Here is a 16,726-nt window from a genome sequence, read left to right on the forward strand (position 1 = left end):
AGAGAAATCAATAAGATTGATGAAGACTTGAATCCACCTCTTAAGGAGGCACTAGCATGTCAGATTACCTCGTAATCGTGGAGTCGCCTTCTAAGGCGAAGACCATTGAAAAATATTTAGGGAAAAAATACAAAGTCGTCGCGTCCATGGGACATGTCCGCGATTTACCTAAAAGCCAAATGGGGATAGAAGTAAAGAATAACTTCACCCCGAAGTATATTACCATTCGTGGTAAGGGTCCCGTTTTAAAAGATTTAAAATCAGCGGCAAAAAAAGCAAAGAAAGTCTATCTCGCGGCCGATCCGGATCGTGAAGGAGAAGCGATTGCTTGGCATTTAGCAAATACGTTAAATGTGGACGTTGAATCAGATTGCCGAGTTGTATTTAATGAGATTACAAAAGATGCAATAAAAGAATCATTTAAATACCCTCGTGCAATTAATATGGATTTAGTAGATGCACAACAGGCAAGGCGTATACTCGATCGTCTTGTTGGCTACAATATTAGTCCTTTATTATGGAAGAAAGTAAAAAAAGGATTAAGTGCAGGACGCGTACAATCTGTAGCAGTTCGTTTAATCATCGAACGTGAAAGAGAAATTCAAAGCTTTGAACCTGAAGAATTCTGGACAATTAAAACAGAATTTGTGAAAGGGAAAGACACATTTGAAGCAAGCTTTTACGGTGTAGATGGTGAAAAAGTTCAATTAACGAACGAAGCACAAGTAAACGAAATAATCGAAAAGATGAAAGACAATGCGTTTTCGGTTGAAAATGTAACGCGAAAAGAGCGAAAGCGTAACCCTGCATTACCGTTTACAACATCTTCCTTACAACAAGAGGCAGCGCGTAAGTTAAATATGCGAGCAAAGAAAACAATGATGCTTGCACAGCAACTGTATGAAGGGATAGATCTTGGAAAACAAGGGACTGTAGGTCTTATTACGTATATGAGAACCGATTCAACACGTATCTCAGAAACAGCTCAAACAGAGGCTCGTGATTACATTACTGAGGCGTTTGGTGCGGAATACATAGGAACAGAGAAGAAGAAAGAAACGAAAAAGTCGAAAGCACAAGATGCGCATGAGGCGATTCGTCCTACTTCGGTAATGAGAAAGCCAGAGGAACTAAAAAGTTTCTTAAGTCGTGATCAACTCCGTTTGTATAAACTGATTTGGGAGCGATTTGTTGCAAGTCAAATGGCATCTGCTATAATGGATACTGTTACAGCGAGACTCATTAATAACAATGTTCAGTTCCGTGCAAGTGGATCAGTTGTAAAGTTCCCAGGATTTATGAAAGTGTACGTAGAGTCGAAAGATGATGGTGCGGAAGAAAAGGATAAGATGTTGCCACCGTTAGAAGTAGGTGAAACTGTATTTTCAAAAGATATAGAACCGAAGCAACATTATACACAGCCTCCGCCACGTTATACAGAGGCTCGTCTAGTAAGGACACTTGAAGAGCTTGGAATTGGGAGACCGTCTACTTATGTACCGACACTTGAAACAATCCAAAAACGTGGATACGTTGCTTTAGATAATAAACGCTTCGTTCCGACTGAGCTTGGTGGAATAGTAATCGAACTTATTTTAGAGTTTTTCCCAGAGATTATTAACATTGAATTTACTGCCAATATGGAGCAAAGCCTTGATGAAGTAGAAGAAGGAAATGCGAATTGGGTGAAAATTGTTGATGATTTCTACGTAGAATTTGAACCGCGCTTAGAAAAAGCGGAAAAAGAAATGCGTGAAGTGGAAATTAAAGATGAACCAGCTGGGGAAGACTGTGAATTATGTAGTCACCCGATGGTCTTTAAAATGGGTAAATATGGGAAGTTTATGGCTTGTTCAAATTTCCCAGAATGTCGTAATACAAAACCGATTGTAAAAGAAATCGGTGTTACTTGTCCGAAGTGTGATAAAGGACAAATTATTGAACGCCGTAGTAATAAAAAGAAACGTCTTTTCTACGGATGCGGTACGTATCCAGAATGTGACTTTGTATCTTGGGATAAGCCGATTGGTCGTAAATGTCCGAAGTGTGAAGGTATGCTCGTAGAGAAAAAGTTGAAAAAAGGCGTGCAAGTACAATGTATTTCGTGTGATTATGAAGAAGAACAACAAATGTGAGCGTAACTGCTCACATTTTTTTCGGGAAGAAAAGGAAAGGTGATATATATGACAACACAAATAGTAAACGTCATTGGCGCAGGTCTTGCAGGAAGCGAAGCAGCTTACCAAATTGCAAAACGTGGTGTCCAAGTAAAATTATATGAAATGAGACCAGTAAGGCAAACACCAGCTCATCATACAGATAAATTTGCTGAATTAGTATGTAGTAACTCACTACGCGCAAACACATTAACAAATGCTGTTGGTGTTATTAAAGAAGAAATGCGCCTAATGGATTCTGTCATTATTCGTGCAGCTGATGAGTGCTCTGTACCAGCAGGAGGTGCTTTAGCTGTAGACCGTCATGAATTCGCGGCGAAAGTGACTGAATATGTGAAAAATCATCCGAACGTAACTGTAATGAATGAGGAAATCACTGAAATTCCAGAGGGACCAACTGTTATTGCGACAGGTCCACTTACGTCTCCAGATCTTTCTGCACAATTAAAAAAACTAACAGGTGAAGATTATTTTTATTTCTACGATGCTGCAGCGCCAATCGTTGAGAAGGACAGCATTGACATGAATAAAGTATATTTAAAATCTCGTTATGATAAAGGTGAAGCGGCATATTTAAACTGTCCAATGACAGAAGAAGAGTTTGATCGCTTTTATGAGGCTTTAATTGCTGCTGAGACAGTGCCTTTAAAAGAATTTGAAAAAGAAATTTTCTTTGAAGGTTGTATGCCAGTAGAAGTTATGGCAAGTAGAGGAAGACAGACGTTAGTATTTGGACCGATGAAGCCTGTTGGGTTAGAAGATCCGAAAACAGGGAAAACACCGTATGCGGTTGTTCAGTTACGTCAAGATGATGCAGCAGGAACATTATACAATATTGTAGGCTTCCAAACACATTTAAAGTGGGGGCCACAAAAAGAAGTGTTACAGCTAATTCCAGGACTAGAAAACGCAGAGATTGTACGTTATGGTGTAATGCATCGTAATACGTTTATTAATTCGCCTAATTTACTTCGCCCAACATATCAATATAAACAACGTGATGATTTATTCTTCGCGGGTCAAATGACTGGAGTAGAGGGTTATGTTGAATCAGCAGCATCAGGATTATTAGCGGGTATTAACGCTGCTCGACTTGTACAAGGTGAAGAGCCAGTTGTATTACCACCTGTAACTGCAATGGGAAGTATGGCAAATTATATTACTGCAACAAATGCGAAAAACTTCCAGCCAATGAATGCGAACTTCGGATTATTTGCACCGTTAGAGAAGAAAATTAAAAAGAAACAAGAGCGAAATGAAGCATATGCTACACGTGCTTTGGAAACAATTCAAAATTTTGTAAATATTTAATTAAATTTCTTGCAAAGGCTACTAAGTTGTGCTACGATTTAGTAGCCTTTATTGAGGTGAGTTATATGGATGTGAATGTGAAGAAATTGTTACAATTATTCGTTGGATATTTACAAATTGAAAGAAATTATTCAAAATATACAATTGCAAGTTATCAAAATGATTTAGAACATTTTGTGCAATTTATGGAGCGAGAAGGCATATCCTCTTTTTTAGATGTTACATACGCGGATGTTCGTTTATACTTGACGACGTTGCACGATCAGCAGTTAGCCCGTAAATCTGTCGCAAGGAAAGTATCAAGCTTACGAAGTTTATATCGTTTTTTGATGCGTGAAGGCTATCAAAAAGATAATCCGTTTGCACTTGCGTCACTCCCCAAGAAAGAATTGTCAATCCCAAAGTTTTTATATGCTGAAGAGTTAGAAGAATTGTTCGAAGTTTCTGATATAGGGGCGCCATTAGGTCAAAGGAATCAAGCTTTATTAGAGTTGATGTATGCAACTGGGATTCGTGTAAGCGAATGCGTTAATTTGGAACTTACCGATATTGACTTTGCAGTGGGAACAATTTTAGTGATGGGAAAAGGGAAAAAACAAAGATATATTCCGTTCGGAAGCTATGCACAAGATGCTTTAATTACTTATATAGAGAACGGGAGAAAACAGTTAGCTCAAAAGACTGAAGAACAATCTCATATGGTATTTTTAAATGCGAAAGGGAAGCCGTTAACAGATCAGGGTGTACGTTATGTTTTGAACGAACTCATTAAGAAAGCTTCACTTACAATGCGGATAAGTCCCCATATGTTAAGGCATACATTTGCTACACATATGTTGGATGAAGGAGCGGATTTACGTACTGTGCAGGAGCTATTAGGTCATGAGAATTTGTCGACGACACAAATTTATACGCATGTCTCTAAAGAAAGATTGCGTTCTGTTTACATGAAGCATCACCCGCGAGCATAAATTGCTTTTAAAGCCATAAAAACATATAAAGGAGTTTTTTCTATGGGAAATTTCCACGCTACAACGATATTTGCAGTTCATCATAACGGAGAATGTGCAATGGCTGGAGATGGTCAGGTAACGATGGGGAATGCTGTTGTAATGAAACATACAGCTCGCAAAGTTCGCAAACTTTTCCAAGGGAAAGTTTTAGCTGGTTTTGCAGGCTCAGTTGCTGATGCATTTACTCTTTTTGAAATGTTTGAAGGAAAATTAGAAGAGTATAATGGCAACTTGCAGCGCGCTGCAGTTGAGATGGCGAAACAATGGCGTGGTGATAAAATGTTACGTCAGCTAGAAGCAATGCTCATTGTCATGGATAAAACAACGATGCTCCTAGTTTCAGGTACAGGAGAAGTAATTGAACCAGATGATGGTATTTTAGCGATTGGTTCTGGTGGGCATTATGCGCTTGCTGCTGGTCGTGCTTTAAAGCAACATGCAAGTGAACATTTAACAGCGAAACAAATTGCGAAGGCCAGTTTAGAAATTGCAGGCGATATTTGTGTTTATACGAACCACAACATAATTGTTGAAGAATTGTAGAATCGTAAGGGAGGCATTTTATATGCATTTACATTTTACTCCGCGTCAAATTGTGGAAAAATTAGATCAATACATCATCGGTCAAAAAGATGCAAAGAAAGCGGTTGCTGTAGCTCTACGAAATCGATACCGTCGCAGTAAATTAGTTGAAAATTTACGTGATGAAATTGCACCTAAAAACATTTTAATGATTGGACCGACAGGTGTTGGTAAAACAGAGGTAGCACGGCGAATGGCGAAACTCGTTGGAGCACCTTTTATTAAGGTTGAAGCTACGAAATTCACAGAAGTTGGATATGTAGGTCGAGATGTAGAGTCGATGGTACGTGACCTTGTAGAAACGTCAGTACGCATCGTGAAAGAAGAAATGGTAGTTAAAGTTCAAGATAAAGCAGAAGAGCAAGCGAACCAACGTCTTGTTGAAATTTTAGTGCCAAGTCCGGAGAAGCAATCTGGATTTAAAAACCCATTAGAAATGCTTTTTGGCGGTGCTCAAAATTCGAATCAAACATCCGATGAGCAAGAAGATGTTGAAATCGAAAAGAAACGTCAAGATGTGGAAAGAAAGCTTGCTGCGGGACTTCTTGAAGATGAAATTGTATCGATTGAAGTGACTGAGCAACAGTCTTCAATGTTTGATATGTTACAAGGAACTGGCATGGAGCAAATGGGAATGAATTTCCAAGATGCACTAGGAAGTATCATGCCGAAAAAAACGAAAAAACGTAAACTTTCTGTAAAAGAAGCAAGAAAACTCTTGACAAATGAAGAGGCACAGCGCTTAATTGATATGGATGAAGTTACACAAGAGGCTGTTTATCGTGCTGAACAGCTCGGGATTATTTTTATCGATGAAATTGACAAAATTGCTGGTAAGCAGTCGAATAGCGTAGATGTATCGCGTGAAGGTGTGCAACGTGACATTTTACCGATTGTAGAAGGATCGAATGTTGCAACAAAATACGGATCAGTAAAAACGGATTATATTTTATTCGTTGCAGCTGGAGCGTTTCATATGTCTAAACCGTCGGATTTAATTCCGGAATTGCAAGGGAGATTTCCGATTCGAGTAGAATTAACAAAATTATCGGCGGATGATTTTGTTAAAATATTAATCGAGCCTGACAATGCGCTAATTAAACAGTATATGGCGTTATTAGCGACTGAAGGTATAGAAATTGAATTTTCAGACGAAGCTATTCGTAAGATTGCTGAGATTGCTTATCAAGTTAATCAGGATACAGATAATATTGGAGCGAGAAGACTTCATACTGTTATGGAGAAGCTCCTTGAAGATTTATCGTTTGAGGCATCTGAAATTACGTTAGAGAAAATAACGATAACACCTCAATATGTTGAGGAAAAGTTAGCGACAATAGCTAAAAATAAAGATGTGAGCCAGTTTATTTTGTAATAGTGTCATCAGGTGACTCGCCCTAGTTTCCAAGTGATGAAAAAATATGTAAGTAACATGTAGGAGGAAATTTTGAAATGGAATTATTAGCAAAAACGAGAAAATTAAATGCGTTATTACAGAGCGCAGCAGGGAAGCCTGTAAACTTTAGAGAAATGTCTGACACAATGTGTGAAGTAATTGAAGCAAACGTGTTCGTTGTAAGTCGCCGTGGTAAATTATTAGGATATGCGATTCACCAACAAATTGAGAACGAACGTATGAAGCAAATGTTAGCGGAGCGTCAATTCCCAGAGGAGTACACGCAAAGTTTATTCAATGTTACAGAAACATCTTCAAATTTAGGTGTGGATAGTGCTTACACAGCATTCCCGGTAGAAAACAGTGAACTATTCGGTCAAGGCTTAACTACAATCGTACCAATCGTTGGTGGCGGTGAGCGTCTAGGTACATTAGTATTAGCTCGTCTTGGTCAAGAGTTCTTAGATGATGATTTAATCCTTGCTGAGTACAGCTCAACTGTTGTAGGTATGGAAATCTTACGTGAAAAAGCAGAAGAAATCGAAGAGGAAGCACGTAGTAAAGCTGTTGTTCAAATGGCGATCAGCTCATTATCTTACAGTGAGTTAGAAGCAATTGAGCACATCTTCGAAGAATTAAATGGAACAGAAGGTTTACTTGTTGCAAGTAAAATTGCTGATCGCGTAGGGATTACTCGTTCTGTAATCGTAAATGCACTACGTAAATTAGAAAGTGCTGGTGTTATTGAGTCTCGCTCTTTAGGTATGAAAGGAACATACATTAAAGTGCTAAACGACAAGTTTCTACAAGAACTTGCTAAATTAAAAACAAACTAATTTATAAAAAACTCTCCTCGGTTGAGGAGAGTTTTTTGGTTTTTAAGAGAATGATTTTACTTATGTAAGGCGTCATGATAACGTTCTTTAGAAAACTATTAATTAACCTTCAATTCCTTGCTTAAAGGAATTGAAGGTTGGTAATACTAGAATTTGAGCGTGAAAAAAAGAAAGTTTTACATTGTTCGCATTTTCGACTTGATTGTAATATTTCAGTATGATATAGTAAGCAGTGGTGTCAGTACAAAGTACACACGTTTACTGATTTAAGTGTTGGTGCTACGGTTGTAGTTTCGCTTAGAGTTGAAGTAAACGGAGGATATCAAAAACCATTTAGGAGGAACTATATTATGTCAGTAATTTCTATGAAGCAATTGCTTGAAGCAGGTGTTCATTTCGGACATCAAACTCGTCGTTGGAACCCAAAAATGAAGCGTTACATTTTCACAGAGCGTAACGGTATCTACATCATCGACTTACAAAAAACTGTGAAAAAAGTTGAGGAAGCTTACAGAACGATGCGTGACATCGCTGCTGAAGGCGGAGACATCTTATTCGTAGGTACTAAAAAACAAGCACAAGAAGCTATTAAAGAAGAAGCAACTCGTGCTGGTATGTACTTCGTTAACCAACGTTGGTTAGGTGGAACTTTAACAAACTTCCAAACAATCCAAAAGCGTATCAAGCGTCTTAAAGACATCGAAAGAATGCAAGAAGATGGTACTTTCGAAGTACTTCCTAAGAAAGAAGTTGTTCAACTTAAAAAAGAGTTAGAGCGTCTTGAGAAATTCTTAGGCGGTATTAAAGATATGAAAGGTCTTCCAAGTGCATTATTCGTAGTAGACCCTCGTAAAGAGCGTATTGCAGTTGCTGAAGCACGCAAATTACACATTCCAATCATCGGTATCGTTGATACAAACTGTGATCCAGACGAAATCGATCATGTTATCCCAGCAAACGATGATGCAATTCGTGCTGTAAAACTTCTTACATCTAAAATGGCAGACGCGATCCTTGAAGCAAAACAAGGTGAAGAAACTGTTACTGCGTAACAAATTTGGAAAGGTGATAAGGGGTTCGGCCTTTTATCACCTTTTTTAAGGTATATACACCTTTTTAAAAGGTGATAAATACATATTTTAGGAGGATGAAAAACATGGCAATCACTGCACAAATGGTAAAAGAACTTCGTGAAAAAACTGGCGCAGGTATGATGGACTGCAAAAAAGCTTTAACAGAAACTAACGGCGACATGGAGAAAGCAATTGACTTCTTACGTGAAAAAGGTATTGCGAAAGCTGCTAAAAAGGCAGACCGCATCGCTGCTGAAGGTTTAACTTTCATCGAAACAAACGGTAACGAAGGTTTAATCTTAGAATTAAACTCTGAAACTGATTTTGTTGCGAAAAACGAAGGTTTCCAAGCATTAATTAAAGAACTAGCTGCTCACTTATTAGCTAACAAACCTGCTAACGTTGAAGAAGCTATGGCTCAAACAATCGAAGGCGGCAAAACAGTAGAAGAGTACATCAACGAAGCAATCGCTAAAATTGGTGAAAAACTTACACTTCGTCGTTTCGAAATCGTATCAAAAACTGATGCTGATGCATTTGGCGCTTACCTACACATGGGTGGACGTATTGGTGTATTAACAGTTCTTGAAGGTTCTACTGACGAAGCAGCTGCTAAAGATGTAGCAATGCACATCGCAGCAGTTAACCCTAAATACATCGACCGCGATGCTGTAACTGCTGAAGAAGTTGAGCATGAGCGTCAAGTATTAACACAACAAGCTTTAAACGAAGGTAAGCCTGAAAAAATCGTTGCAAAAATGGTTGAAGGCCGTCTAGGCAAATTCTTCGAAGAAATTTGCTTACTTGACCAAGCGTTCGTTAAAAACCCTGATATGAAAGTTCGTCAGTTCGTTGAGTCTAAAGGCGGAACATTAAAAGGATTCGTTCGCTACGCTGTTGGTGAAGGTATCGAAAAACGCGAAGACAACTTTGCTGAAGAAGTAATGAACCAAGTAAAAGGTAGCAACTAATACAGATTAGGGAACACTTTGTGTTCCCTTTTTTAAAATAAAGATGTAAGCAATTGGAGGTTCATTATGAGTAAACCGAAATATAATCGTGTCGTATTAAAGCTAAGCGGAGAAGCGTTAGCTGGCGAGCAAGGATTTGGAATTAACCCAGCTGTTATTAAGTCAGTTGCGGAACAAGTGAAAGAAATTGCAGAACTTGATGTAGAGGTTGCTGTTGTTGTTGGTGGCGGTAACATTTGGCGTGGGAAAATTGGAAGCGAAATGGGCATGGATCGTGCAGGAGCAGATTACATGGGCATGTTGGCAACGGTTATGAATTCATTAGCTCTTCAAGATAGCTTAGAGAATATTGGAATTCAAACTCGCGTACAAACTTCAATTGAGATGCGTCAAGTGGCAGAGCCTTACATTCGTCGTAAAGCAATTCGTCACTTAGAGAAAAAACGTGTTGTTATCTTTGCAGCAGGTACTGGTAACCCATACTTCTCTACAGATACAACAGCAGCATTACGTGCAGCGGAAATCGAAGCGGACGTTATTTTAATGGCGAAAAACAATGTGGATGGCGTATATAGTGCAGATCCATCTATTGACCCAACAGCTACGAAATACGAAACACTTACTTACTTAGATGTATTAAAAGCAGGTTTAGGTGTAATGGATTCTACAGCTTCTTCTTTATGTATGGATAATGATATTCCATTAATTGTATTCTCGGTTATGGAAAAAGGTAACATTAAACGTGCCGTTTTAGGCGAAAATATTGGAACAGTTGTAAGGGGGAAATAAATTATGGGACAACAAGTATTGAAGTCTTCAAATGAAAAAATGGAAAAAGCAGTTGCTGCTTATTCTCGTGAATTAGCAACAGTTCGCGCTGGTCGTGCAAGCTCGTCTGTATTAGATAAGGTACAAGTTGATTACTATGGTGCACCAACACCGGTTGTGCAATTAGCGAACATTACAGTTCCAGAAGCACGTTTACTTGTAATTCAACCTTATGACAAAACTTCTATCGGTGATATTGAAAAAGCAATTTTAAAAGCAGATTTAGGCTTAAATCCTTCTAATGATGGAACTGTAATTCGTATTGCATTCCCTGCATTAACAGAAGAGCGTCGCCGTGATCTTGTTAAAGTTGTGAAAAAATATGCTGAGGAAGCAAAAGTTGCTGTTCGTAACGTACGTCGTGACAGTAATGATGACCTTAAGAAGCTTGAAAAAGCAGGCGATATTACAGAAGATGATTTAAGAGGATATACTGAAGATATCCAAAAAGAAACAGATAAATATATTGCAAAAGTTGACGAAATCGCAAAAAACAAAGAAAAAGAAATTATGGAAGTGTAATAGCGATAATTTCGCAAATATGACCCTCTTCTTAAGGGGGTCTTTTTACACTTTTAGGCATACGTCTGCTTGGTGGAGGGTATGAATGATGTTTAAAAAGTTTCCTTTTTTTAAAGATAAAAAGGTCACATCGTTTGATCATCTCATTGAAAAAGTGAAAAAAGGATATATCCCAGAACATATTGCTATTATTATGGATGGTAATGGAAGATGGGCAAAGAGAAGAGCGATGCCTCGCATTGCTGGCCATCATGAAGGTATGCAAGTTGTGAAAAAAATCACAAAATTTGCAAGTAAGCTTGATGTGAAAGTATTAACTCTTTATGCTTTTTCGACTGAGAACTGGAAAAGACCGAAAAAAGAAGTTGATTATTTGATGAAGCTTCCAGAAGAATTTTTAGGTGCATTTTTACCAGAATTGATTGAAGAAAACGTACAAGTCCGAGTAATAGGGCAAAAAGATCGTCTTCCTGCGCATACGCGCAGAGCGATGGAAAAAGCCATGGAAGATACGAAAGAGAATACGGGATTAATTCTTAATTTCGCGTTAAACTATGGAAGTCGGGATGAAATCGTTTCTGCTGTGCAACATATGATGAAAGATAGTGAAGAAGGAAAAATTCGTTCGGAAGAAGTAAGTGAAGAAATGATTTCTTCTTACTTAATGACGAGTTCTTTACCTGATCCAGAGTTGTTAATCCGTACAAGCGGAGAGCTACGTATTAGTAATTTCATGTTATGGCAAATTGCTTATTCGGAATTTTGGTTTACAGATGTGTATTGGCCAGATTTTACCGAGGAACATTTGCTAAATGCGATTACGGACTTTCAGCATAGAGGGCGCAGATTCGGAGGCGTGTAGAAAGAGAGGGTTTGGTAGTGAAACAGAGAATTATTACTGGAGTGATTGCTGCCGCGCTATTCATTCCCATCGTAATTTACGGTGGCGTGCCTTTTACAGTTTTAGTGTATGCACTTGCTTCTATAGGTTTATATGAATTAATTCGTATGAACAAGCTTACGCTTATTTCGGTACCAACAGTTTTAGCTGCAGTATTATTGTGGATTATTTTAATTCCGAGTAGTGCATCAGAACTGTTTACATGGATTGGGTTAGGTAAATTAGAAATCACATTTGTGATTGTTTTATTACTTTTATCATATACAGTCCTTTCTAAGAATACATTTACTTTTGACAATGCTTCATTTTTACTTATGGCAACGACATATGTTGGAATGGGATTCTTATATTTAAATGAAACGAGAATATTAGGAATCAAATATGTGTTCTGTGCACTATTTGTCATATGGGCAACTGATTCAGGTGCCTATTTTATAGGAAAAGCATTTGGAAAAAGAAAATTGTGGCCAGAAATTAGTCCGAATAAAACGATTGAAGGTTCATTAGGCGGTATTGTTTGTGGAATTGTTGTTGCACTTGTTTACAATATGTTCTTCCCAGTTGAAGCGAATGTAGGAATTTTAATCGTTCTGACGATTATCATTTCTATTTTTGGACAAATTGGTGATTTAGTGCAATCTGCATTTAAACGCCATTATGGTGTAAAGGATTCAGGTACAATTTTACCTGGGCATGGTGGTATTTTAGATCGAACAGATAGTTGGTTATTTGTGTTACCAATTCTATACTTCTTATTACAATACAATTAATAAATGAACGAGGGGTTGGAGTCATGAAAAACATTAGTTTATTAGGTGCAAGCGGATCAATCGGTACACAAACATTAGATGTGTTACGCTCGCACCCGGACCAATTCCGTCTCGTTGCTTTTTCTGTAGGGAAGAATGTTGATTATGCAGTAAAGGTAATTCAAGAATTTTCTCCGCAAATTGTCTCTGTGCAAAGAGAGGAAGATGTTTTAAAATTACAAGCTGTTTCTGGTAATACAAAAGTCGTATATGGTAGCGAAGGCTTATTAGAAGTAGCGCTCCACCCAGATACAGAAATTGTAGTGAATGCTGTTGTAGGTAGCGTAGGGTTGTTACCGACACTCCGCGCAATTGAGGCGAAAAAAACAATTGGAATTGCAAACAAAGAAACGTTAGTAACTGCAGGGCATCTTGTAATGGAAGCAGCACGAAAACATAATGTATCGTTACTTCCAGTAGACAGTGAACATTCAGCTATTTTTCAATGCTTGAATGGTGAAAATGAAAAAAGAATCTCTCGATTAATTATAACTGCCTCAGGCGGAAGTTTTCGTGATAAAACGAGAGATGAATTGCATCATGTGACCGTAGAAGATGCGCTTCGTCATCCAAACTGGTCAATGGGTTCGAAAATTACAATTGATTCTGCTACAATGATGAATAAGGGGCTAGAAGTAATTGAAGCACACTGGCTTTTTGGTATCCCTTATGAGCAAATCGATGTTGTTCTACATAAAGAAAGTATTATTCATTCTATGGTTGAATTTGAAGATCGTAGTGTAATGGCACAGCTTGGCTCACCTGATATGCGAGTACCAATTCAATACGCGCTTACATATCCTGATAGATTACCTCTTTCAGACACAAAACAGTTAAATTTATGGGAAATGGGAACATTGCATTTTGAGAAAATGAATCAAGAACGTTTCCGTTGTCTACGTTTTGCGTATGAAGCTGGAAAGACAGGTGGAAGTATGCCAGCTGTAATGAACGCGGCAAATGAAGTAGCTGTTGAAGCTTTTTTACAAAAGAGAATTAGTTTCTTAACAGTGGAAGACCTCATTGAAAAAGCAATGCACCATCACAATGTCATTGCACGTCCGAGCTTAGAGGAAATTCAGGAAATTGATGCAGCCACAAGACGGTTTGTGATGGAACAAATTTAGCAAAGGTGGTTATGGAATTGAATACAGCGATTGCCTTTATATTAATTTTCGGTGCACTCGTATTTTTCCATGAGCTAGGGCATCTATATTTCGCAAAAAGAGCAGGTATTTTGTGCCGCGAGTTTGCGATTGGTTTTGGTCCGAAAATATTCTCATTTGAAAAGAATGAAACGGTGTATACGATTCGATTACTGCCCCTTGGTGGCTATGTAAGAATGGCTGGCGAGGATGCGGACACAGTTGAGTTAAAGCCTGGAAAAAAGGTTGGACTTGTATTAAATGAAAAAGACGAAGTTGTGAAATTAGTTTTTGACGGATATGAAAAATATCCAAATGTTCGTGTCATTGAAGTTGAACAAGCTGATTTAGAGCATAATCTTACAATTTCGGGTTATGAAGAGTACGAGGAAGAGCTGCAAACATTCCGAGTGAATGAAAAAGCTCGTATCATTACTGCTGGAGAAGAAATCCAAATCGCTCCGTATAATAGGCAATTTGGCTCTAAAAAATTGGGTCAACGTGCTCTAACAATTTTTGCAGGTCCTGCAATGAACTTTATTCTAGCATTTGTTATTTTTGTGATTCTTGGATTTGTACAAGGAGTTCCTGTTGACAAACCAATGGTCGGAAAAGTAATGGAGAATAGTGCTGCAGAACAAGCTGGATTAAAAGAAAATGATACAATTCAAGCGATTAATGGGAAGAACACTAGTACATGGAAAGATGTTGTATCAATTGTTCGTGAAAACCCAAATAAAGAAATTACGTTACAAGTAAAGCGTGATAGTGAGCAATTCAATGTGAAAGTAACACCAACACTCGATAAAGAAGGCAAAGACGAAGTTGGTAGAATTGGTGTTTACTCTCCTGTAGAGAAAACAGTGATGGGTTCTATTAAATCAGGATTTGAACAAACGTACGAATGGACGAAACTAATTTTTGAGTCTCTTATGAAATTAGTAACTGGTCAATTTTCTATTAATGAGTTGTCAGGTCCAGTAGGAATTTATAATCTAACAGATCAAGTTGTAGATTATGGATTTACACGTGTACTAAGTTTAGCGGCAGTGTTAAGTATTAACCTTGGTTTATTTAATTTATTACCAGTCCCAGCTTTAGACGGTGGACGTTTGTTCTTCTTCTTAATTGAAGCGTTAAGAGGCAAACCGATTGATCGTCAAAAAGAAGGAATGGTTCACTTTATTGGTTTTGCATTATTAATGTTGCTTATGTTGGTTGTAACATGGAATGACATCCGTAAGTTTTTCTTGTAAAATAAGGTGAAGTTTATAATGAAATAAAGCTCGTAGAATAAAATCCCTCACCTAACTCGAGGTGAGGGGTTTTACTGCGTATAAGAGTAAAATGAAGAGGTGCGAATCAATGAAACAAAGTATGGTATTCAGTCCTACATTACGTGAAGTTCCAGCCGATGCTGAAATTAAGAGTCATCAATTATTACTTCGCGCAGGGTTTATGCGTCAAAATGCTTCAGGTATTTATAGTTTTCTACCATTTGGTTTAAAAGTATTACACAAAGTAGAACGTATTGTTCGTGAAGAAATGGAGCGTGCAGGAGCTGTAGAATTATTAATGCCAGCTATGCAAGCTGCAGAATTATGGCAAGAATCAGGCCGTTGGTATTCTTACGGATCAGAATTAATGCGTATGAAAGATCGTAATGCTCGCGAGTTTGCGCTAGGGGCAACTCATGAGGAAGTAATCACAGACCTTGTACGTGATGAAATTAAATCATACAAAAAACTACCATTAACATTATATCAAATTCAAACAAAATTCCGTGATGAGCAAAGACCACGTTTCGGTTTATTACGCGGAAGAGAATTTTTAATGAAAGATGCATATTCTTTCCACGCTACGCAAGAGAGTTTAGATGAAGTGTATGATCGCTTATATAAAGCATACTCTAACATTTTTGCTCGTTGTGGCTTGAATTTCCGTGCGGTTATTGCTGACTCTGGAGCAATGGGCGGAAAAGATACACACGAATTTATGGTATTATCTGATGTTGGTGAAGATACAATTGCATACTCTGACACATCTGATTATGCAGCAAACATCGAAATGGCTCCTGTTGTTGCTACGTATACGAAGAGTGACGAAGCAGAAAAAGCACTTGAAAAAGTAGCAACACCAGACCAAAAAGCAATTGAAGAAGTATCTGCATTCTTAAACATTGCAGCTGACAAGTGCATTAAGTCTATGGTATTTAAAGTAGATGAGAAATTAGTAGTTGTACTTGTTCGTGGTGATCACGAAGTAAACGATGTGAAAGTGAAAAATGTATACGGCGCTTCAGTTGTTGAGCTTGCTTCTCATGAAGAAGTAAAAGAATTATTAAATTGTGAAGTTGGTTCATTAGGACCGATTGATGTAACAGGTGATATCGAAATTATTGCTGATCACGCTGTAGCATCAATTGTTAACGGATGTTCAGGAGCGAACGAAGAAGGATTCCATTATGTAAATGTAAATCCAGAACGTGACTTTAAAGTAAGTCAATATACAGATTTACGCTTCATTCAAGAAGGAGACCAATCTCCAGATGGAAACGGAACAATTCTTTTCGCACGCGGAATTGAAGTTGGTCATGTATTCAAATTAGGAACTCGTTATAGTGAAGCAATGAACGCAACATTCCTAGATGAAAACGGAAAAACAAAACCACTTATTATGGGTTGTTACGGTATCGGTGTATCTCGTACAGTGGCAGCAATTGCAGAGCAGTTTAATGATGAGAACGGCTTAGTTTGGCCAAAAGCTGTAGCACCGTTCCATGTGCATGTAATTCCAGTAAATATGAAATCTGATGCACAACGTGAAATGGGTGAAAATATTTACAACTCATTACAAGAACAAGGCTATGAAGTGTTATTAGACGATCGTGCAGAACGTGCAGGTGTTAAATTTGCAGATGCAGATTTATTCGGTCTTCCAGTTCGCGTTACAGTTGGTAAAAAAGCAGACGAAGGTATTGTAGAAGTGAAAGTACGTGCTACAGGTGAGTCTGAAGAAGTAAAAGTAGAAGAACTTCAAACATATATTGCAAATATTTTAAAATAAGAAGAGGTACCTCGTTACGAGGTACCTTCTCTTTCTTTGTAAACGTATTTTGTAAAAGAAGAAGTGAGAAATCTTTCTTTGTAGTACGTTTCAATT

General features: G+C 37.9%; 15 protein-coding genes. All 15 read left to right on the forward strand.

The annotated features are described in order from the left end of the window. The first annotated feature begins 56 nt into the window (after nt 1–56). Nucleotides 57–2,135 carry a type I DNA topoisomerase gene (topA, locus tag KI356_RS01535; protein ID WP_128281191.1) on the forward strand — a complete coding sequence of 693 codons (2,079 nt, stop codon included), beginning with the start codon at nt 57–59 and terminating at the stop codon, nt 2,133–2,135. A gap of 48 nt (nt 2,136–2,183) precedes the next feature. After that, nucleotides 2,184–3,488: an FADH(2)-oxidizing methylenetetrahydrofolate--tRNA-(uracil(54)-C(5))-methyltransferase TrmFO gene (gene trmFO / locus KI356_RS01540; RefSeq protein ID WP_128281192.1), complete on the forward strand. Its 1,305-nt coding sequence runs from the start codon at nt 2,184–2,186 to the stop codon at nt 3,486–3,488. A gap of 71 nt (nt 3,489–3,559) precedes the next feature. Further along, nucleotides 3,560–4,459 (forward strand): tyrosine recombinase XerC, encoded by a 900-nt coding sequence (gene xerC, locus KI356_RS01545; RefSeq protein WP_128281313.1) that lies wholly within the window; start codon nt 3,560–3,562, stop codon nt 4,457–4,459. 42 nt (nt 4,460–4,501) lie between these two features. After that, nucleotides 4,502–5,044 carry an ATP-dependent protease proteolytic subunit HslV gene (gene hslV / locus KI356_RS01550; protein WP_002014538.1) on the forward strand — a complete coding sequence of 181 codons (543 nt, stop codon included), beginning with the start codon at nt 4,502–4,504 and terminating at the stop codon, nt 5,042–5,044. Between the two features lie 22 nt (nt 5,045–5,066). Further along, nucleotides 5,067–6,458 (forward strand): ATP-dependent protease ATPase subunit HslU, encoded by a 1,392-nt coding sequence (gene hslU / locus KI356_RS01555; RefSeq protein WP_128281193.1) that lies wholly within the window; start codon nt 5,067–5,069, stop codon nt 6,456–6,458. Nucleotides 6,459–6,535: 77 nt separating this feature from the next. Then, nucleotides 6,536–7,315, forward strand: coding sequence for a GTP-sensing pleiotropic transcriptional regulator CodY (gene codY, locus KI356_RS01560; protein WP_000421293.1), 780 nt, complete (start codon nt 6,536–6,538; stop codon nt 7,313–7,315). Nucleotides 7,316–7,665: 350 nt separating this feature from the next. Next, entirely contained in the window at nt 7,666–8,367 is a 702-nt protein-coding gene (gene rpsB, locus KI356_RS01565; RefSeq protein WP_000111485.1) for a 30S ribosomal protein S2, read from the forward strand. Between the two features lie 104 nt (nt 8,368–8,471). Next, nucleotides 8,472–9,359 carry a translation elongation factor Ts gene (gene tsf, locus KI356_RS01570; protein WP_128281194.1) on the forward strand — a complete coding sequence of 296 codons (888 nt, stop codon included), beginning with the start codon at nt 8,472–8,474 and terminating at the stop codon, nt 9,357–9,359. 66 nt (nt 9,360–9,425) lie between these two features. Continuing rightward, nucleotides 9,426–10,148: a UMP kinase gene (gene pyrH, locus KI356_RS01575; protein ID WP_002111372.1), complete on the forward strand. Its 723-nt coding sequence runs from the start codon at nt 9,426–9,428 to the stop codon at nt 10,146–10,148. Nucleotides 10,149–10,151: 3 nt separating this feature from the next. Continuing rightward, nucleotides 10,152–10,709 (forward strand): ribosome recycling factor, encoded by a 558-nt coding sequence (gene frr / locus KI356_RS01580; protein ID WP_000531506.1) that lies wholly within the window; start codon nt 10,152–10,154, stop codon nt 10,707–10,709. 85 nt (nt 10,710–10,794) lie between these two features. Continuing rightward, the gene (gene uppS, locus KI356_RS01585; protein ID WP_212934626.1) at nt 10,795–11,571 is read left to right on the forward strand and encodes an undecaprenyl pyrophosphate synthase; all 777 of its coding nucleotides are present in this window, start codon (nt 10,795–10,797) and stop codon (nt 11,569–11,571) included. A 17-nt stretch (nt 11,572–11,588) separates the two neighbouring features. Next, the gene (gene cdsA / locus KI356_RS01590) at nt 11,589–12,380 is read left to right on the forward strand and encodes a phosphatidate cytidylyltransferase (protein WP_002160739.1); all 792 of its coding nucleotides are present in this window, start codon (nt 11,589–11,591) and stop codon (nt 12,378–12,380) included. Nucleotides 12,381–12,403: 23 nt separating this feature from the next. Next, entirely contained in the window at nt 12,404–13,546 is a 1,143-nt protein-coding gene (gene dxr, locus KI356_RS01595; protein ID WP_128281196.1) for a 1-deoxy-D-xylulose-5-phosphate reductoisomerase, read from the forward strand. Between the two features lie 17 nt (nt 13,547–13,563). Then, nucleotides 13,564–14,820: an RIP metalloprotease RseP gene (rseP, locus tag KI356_RS01600; protein WP_128281197.1), complete on the forward strand. Its 1,257-nt coding sequence runs from the start codon at nt 13,564–13,566 to the stop codon at nt 14,818–14,820. Nucleotides 14,821–14,929: 109 nt separating this feature from the next. Continuing rightward, on the forward strand, nt 14,930–16,630 hold the full coding sequence (locus KI356_RS01605; RefSeq protein WP_128281198.1) for a proline--tRNA ligase: 1,701 nt from the start codon (nt 14,930–14,932) through the stop codon (nt 16,628–16,630). The last annotated feature ends 96 nt before the right edge of the window (nt 16,631–16,726 follow it).

Origin of the sequence: Bacillus hominis (assembly GCF_018332515.1) — a bacterium.
Lineage (GTDB): Bacteria > Bacillota > Bacilli > Bacillales > Bacillaceae_G > Bacillus_A > Bacillus_A hominis.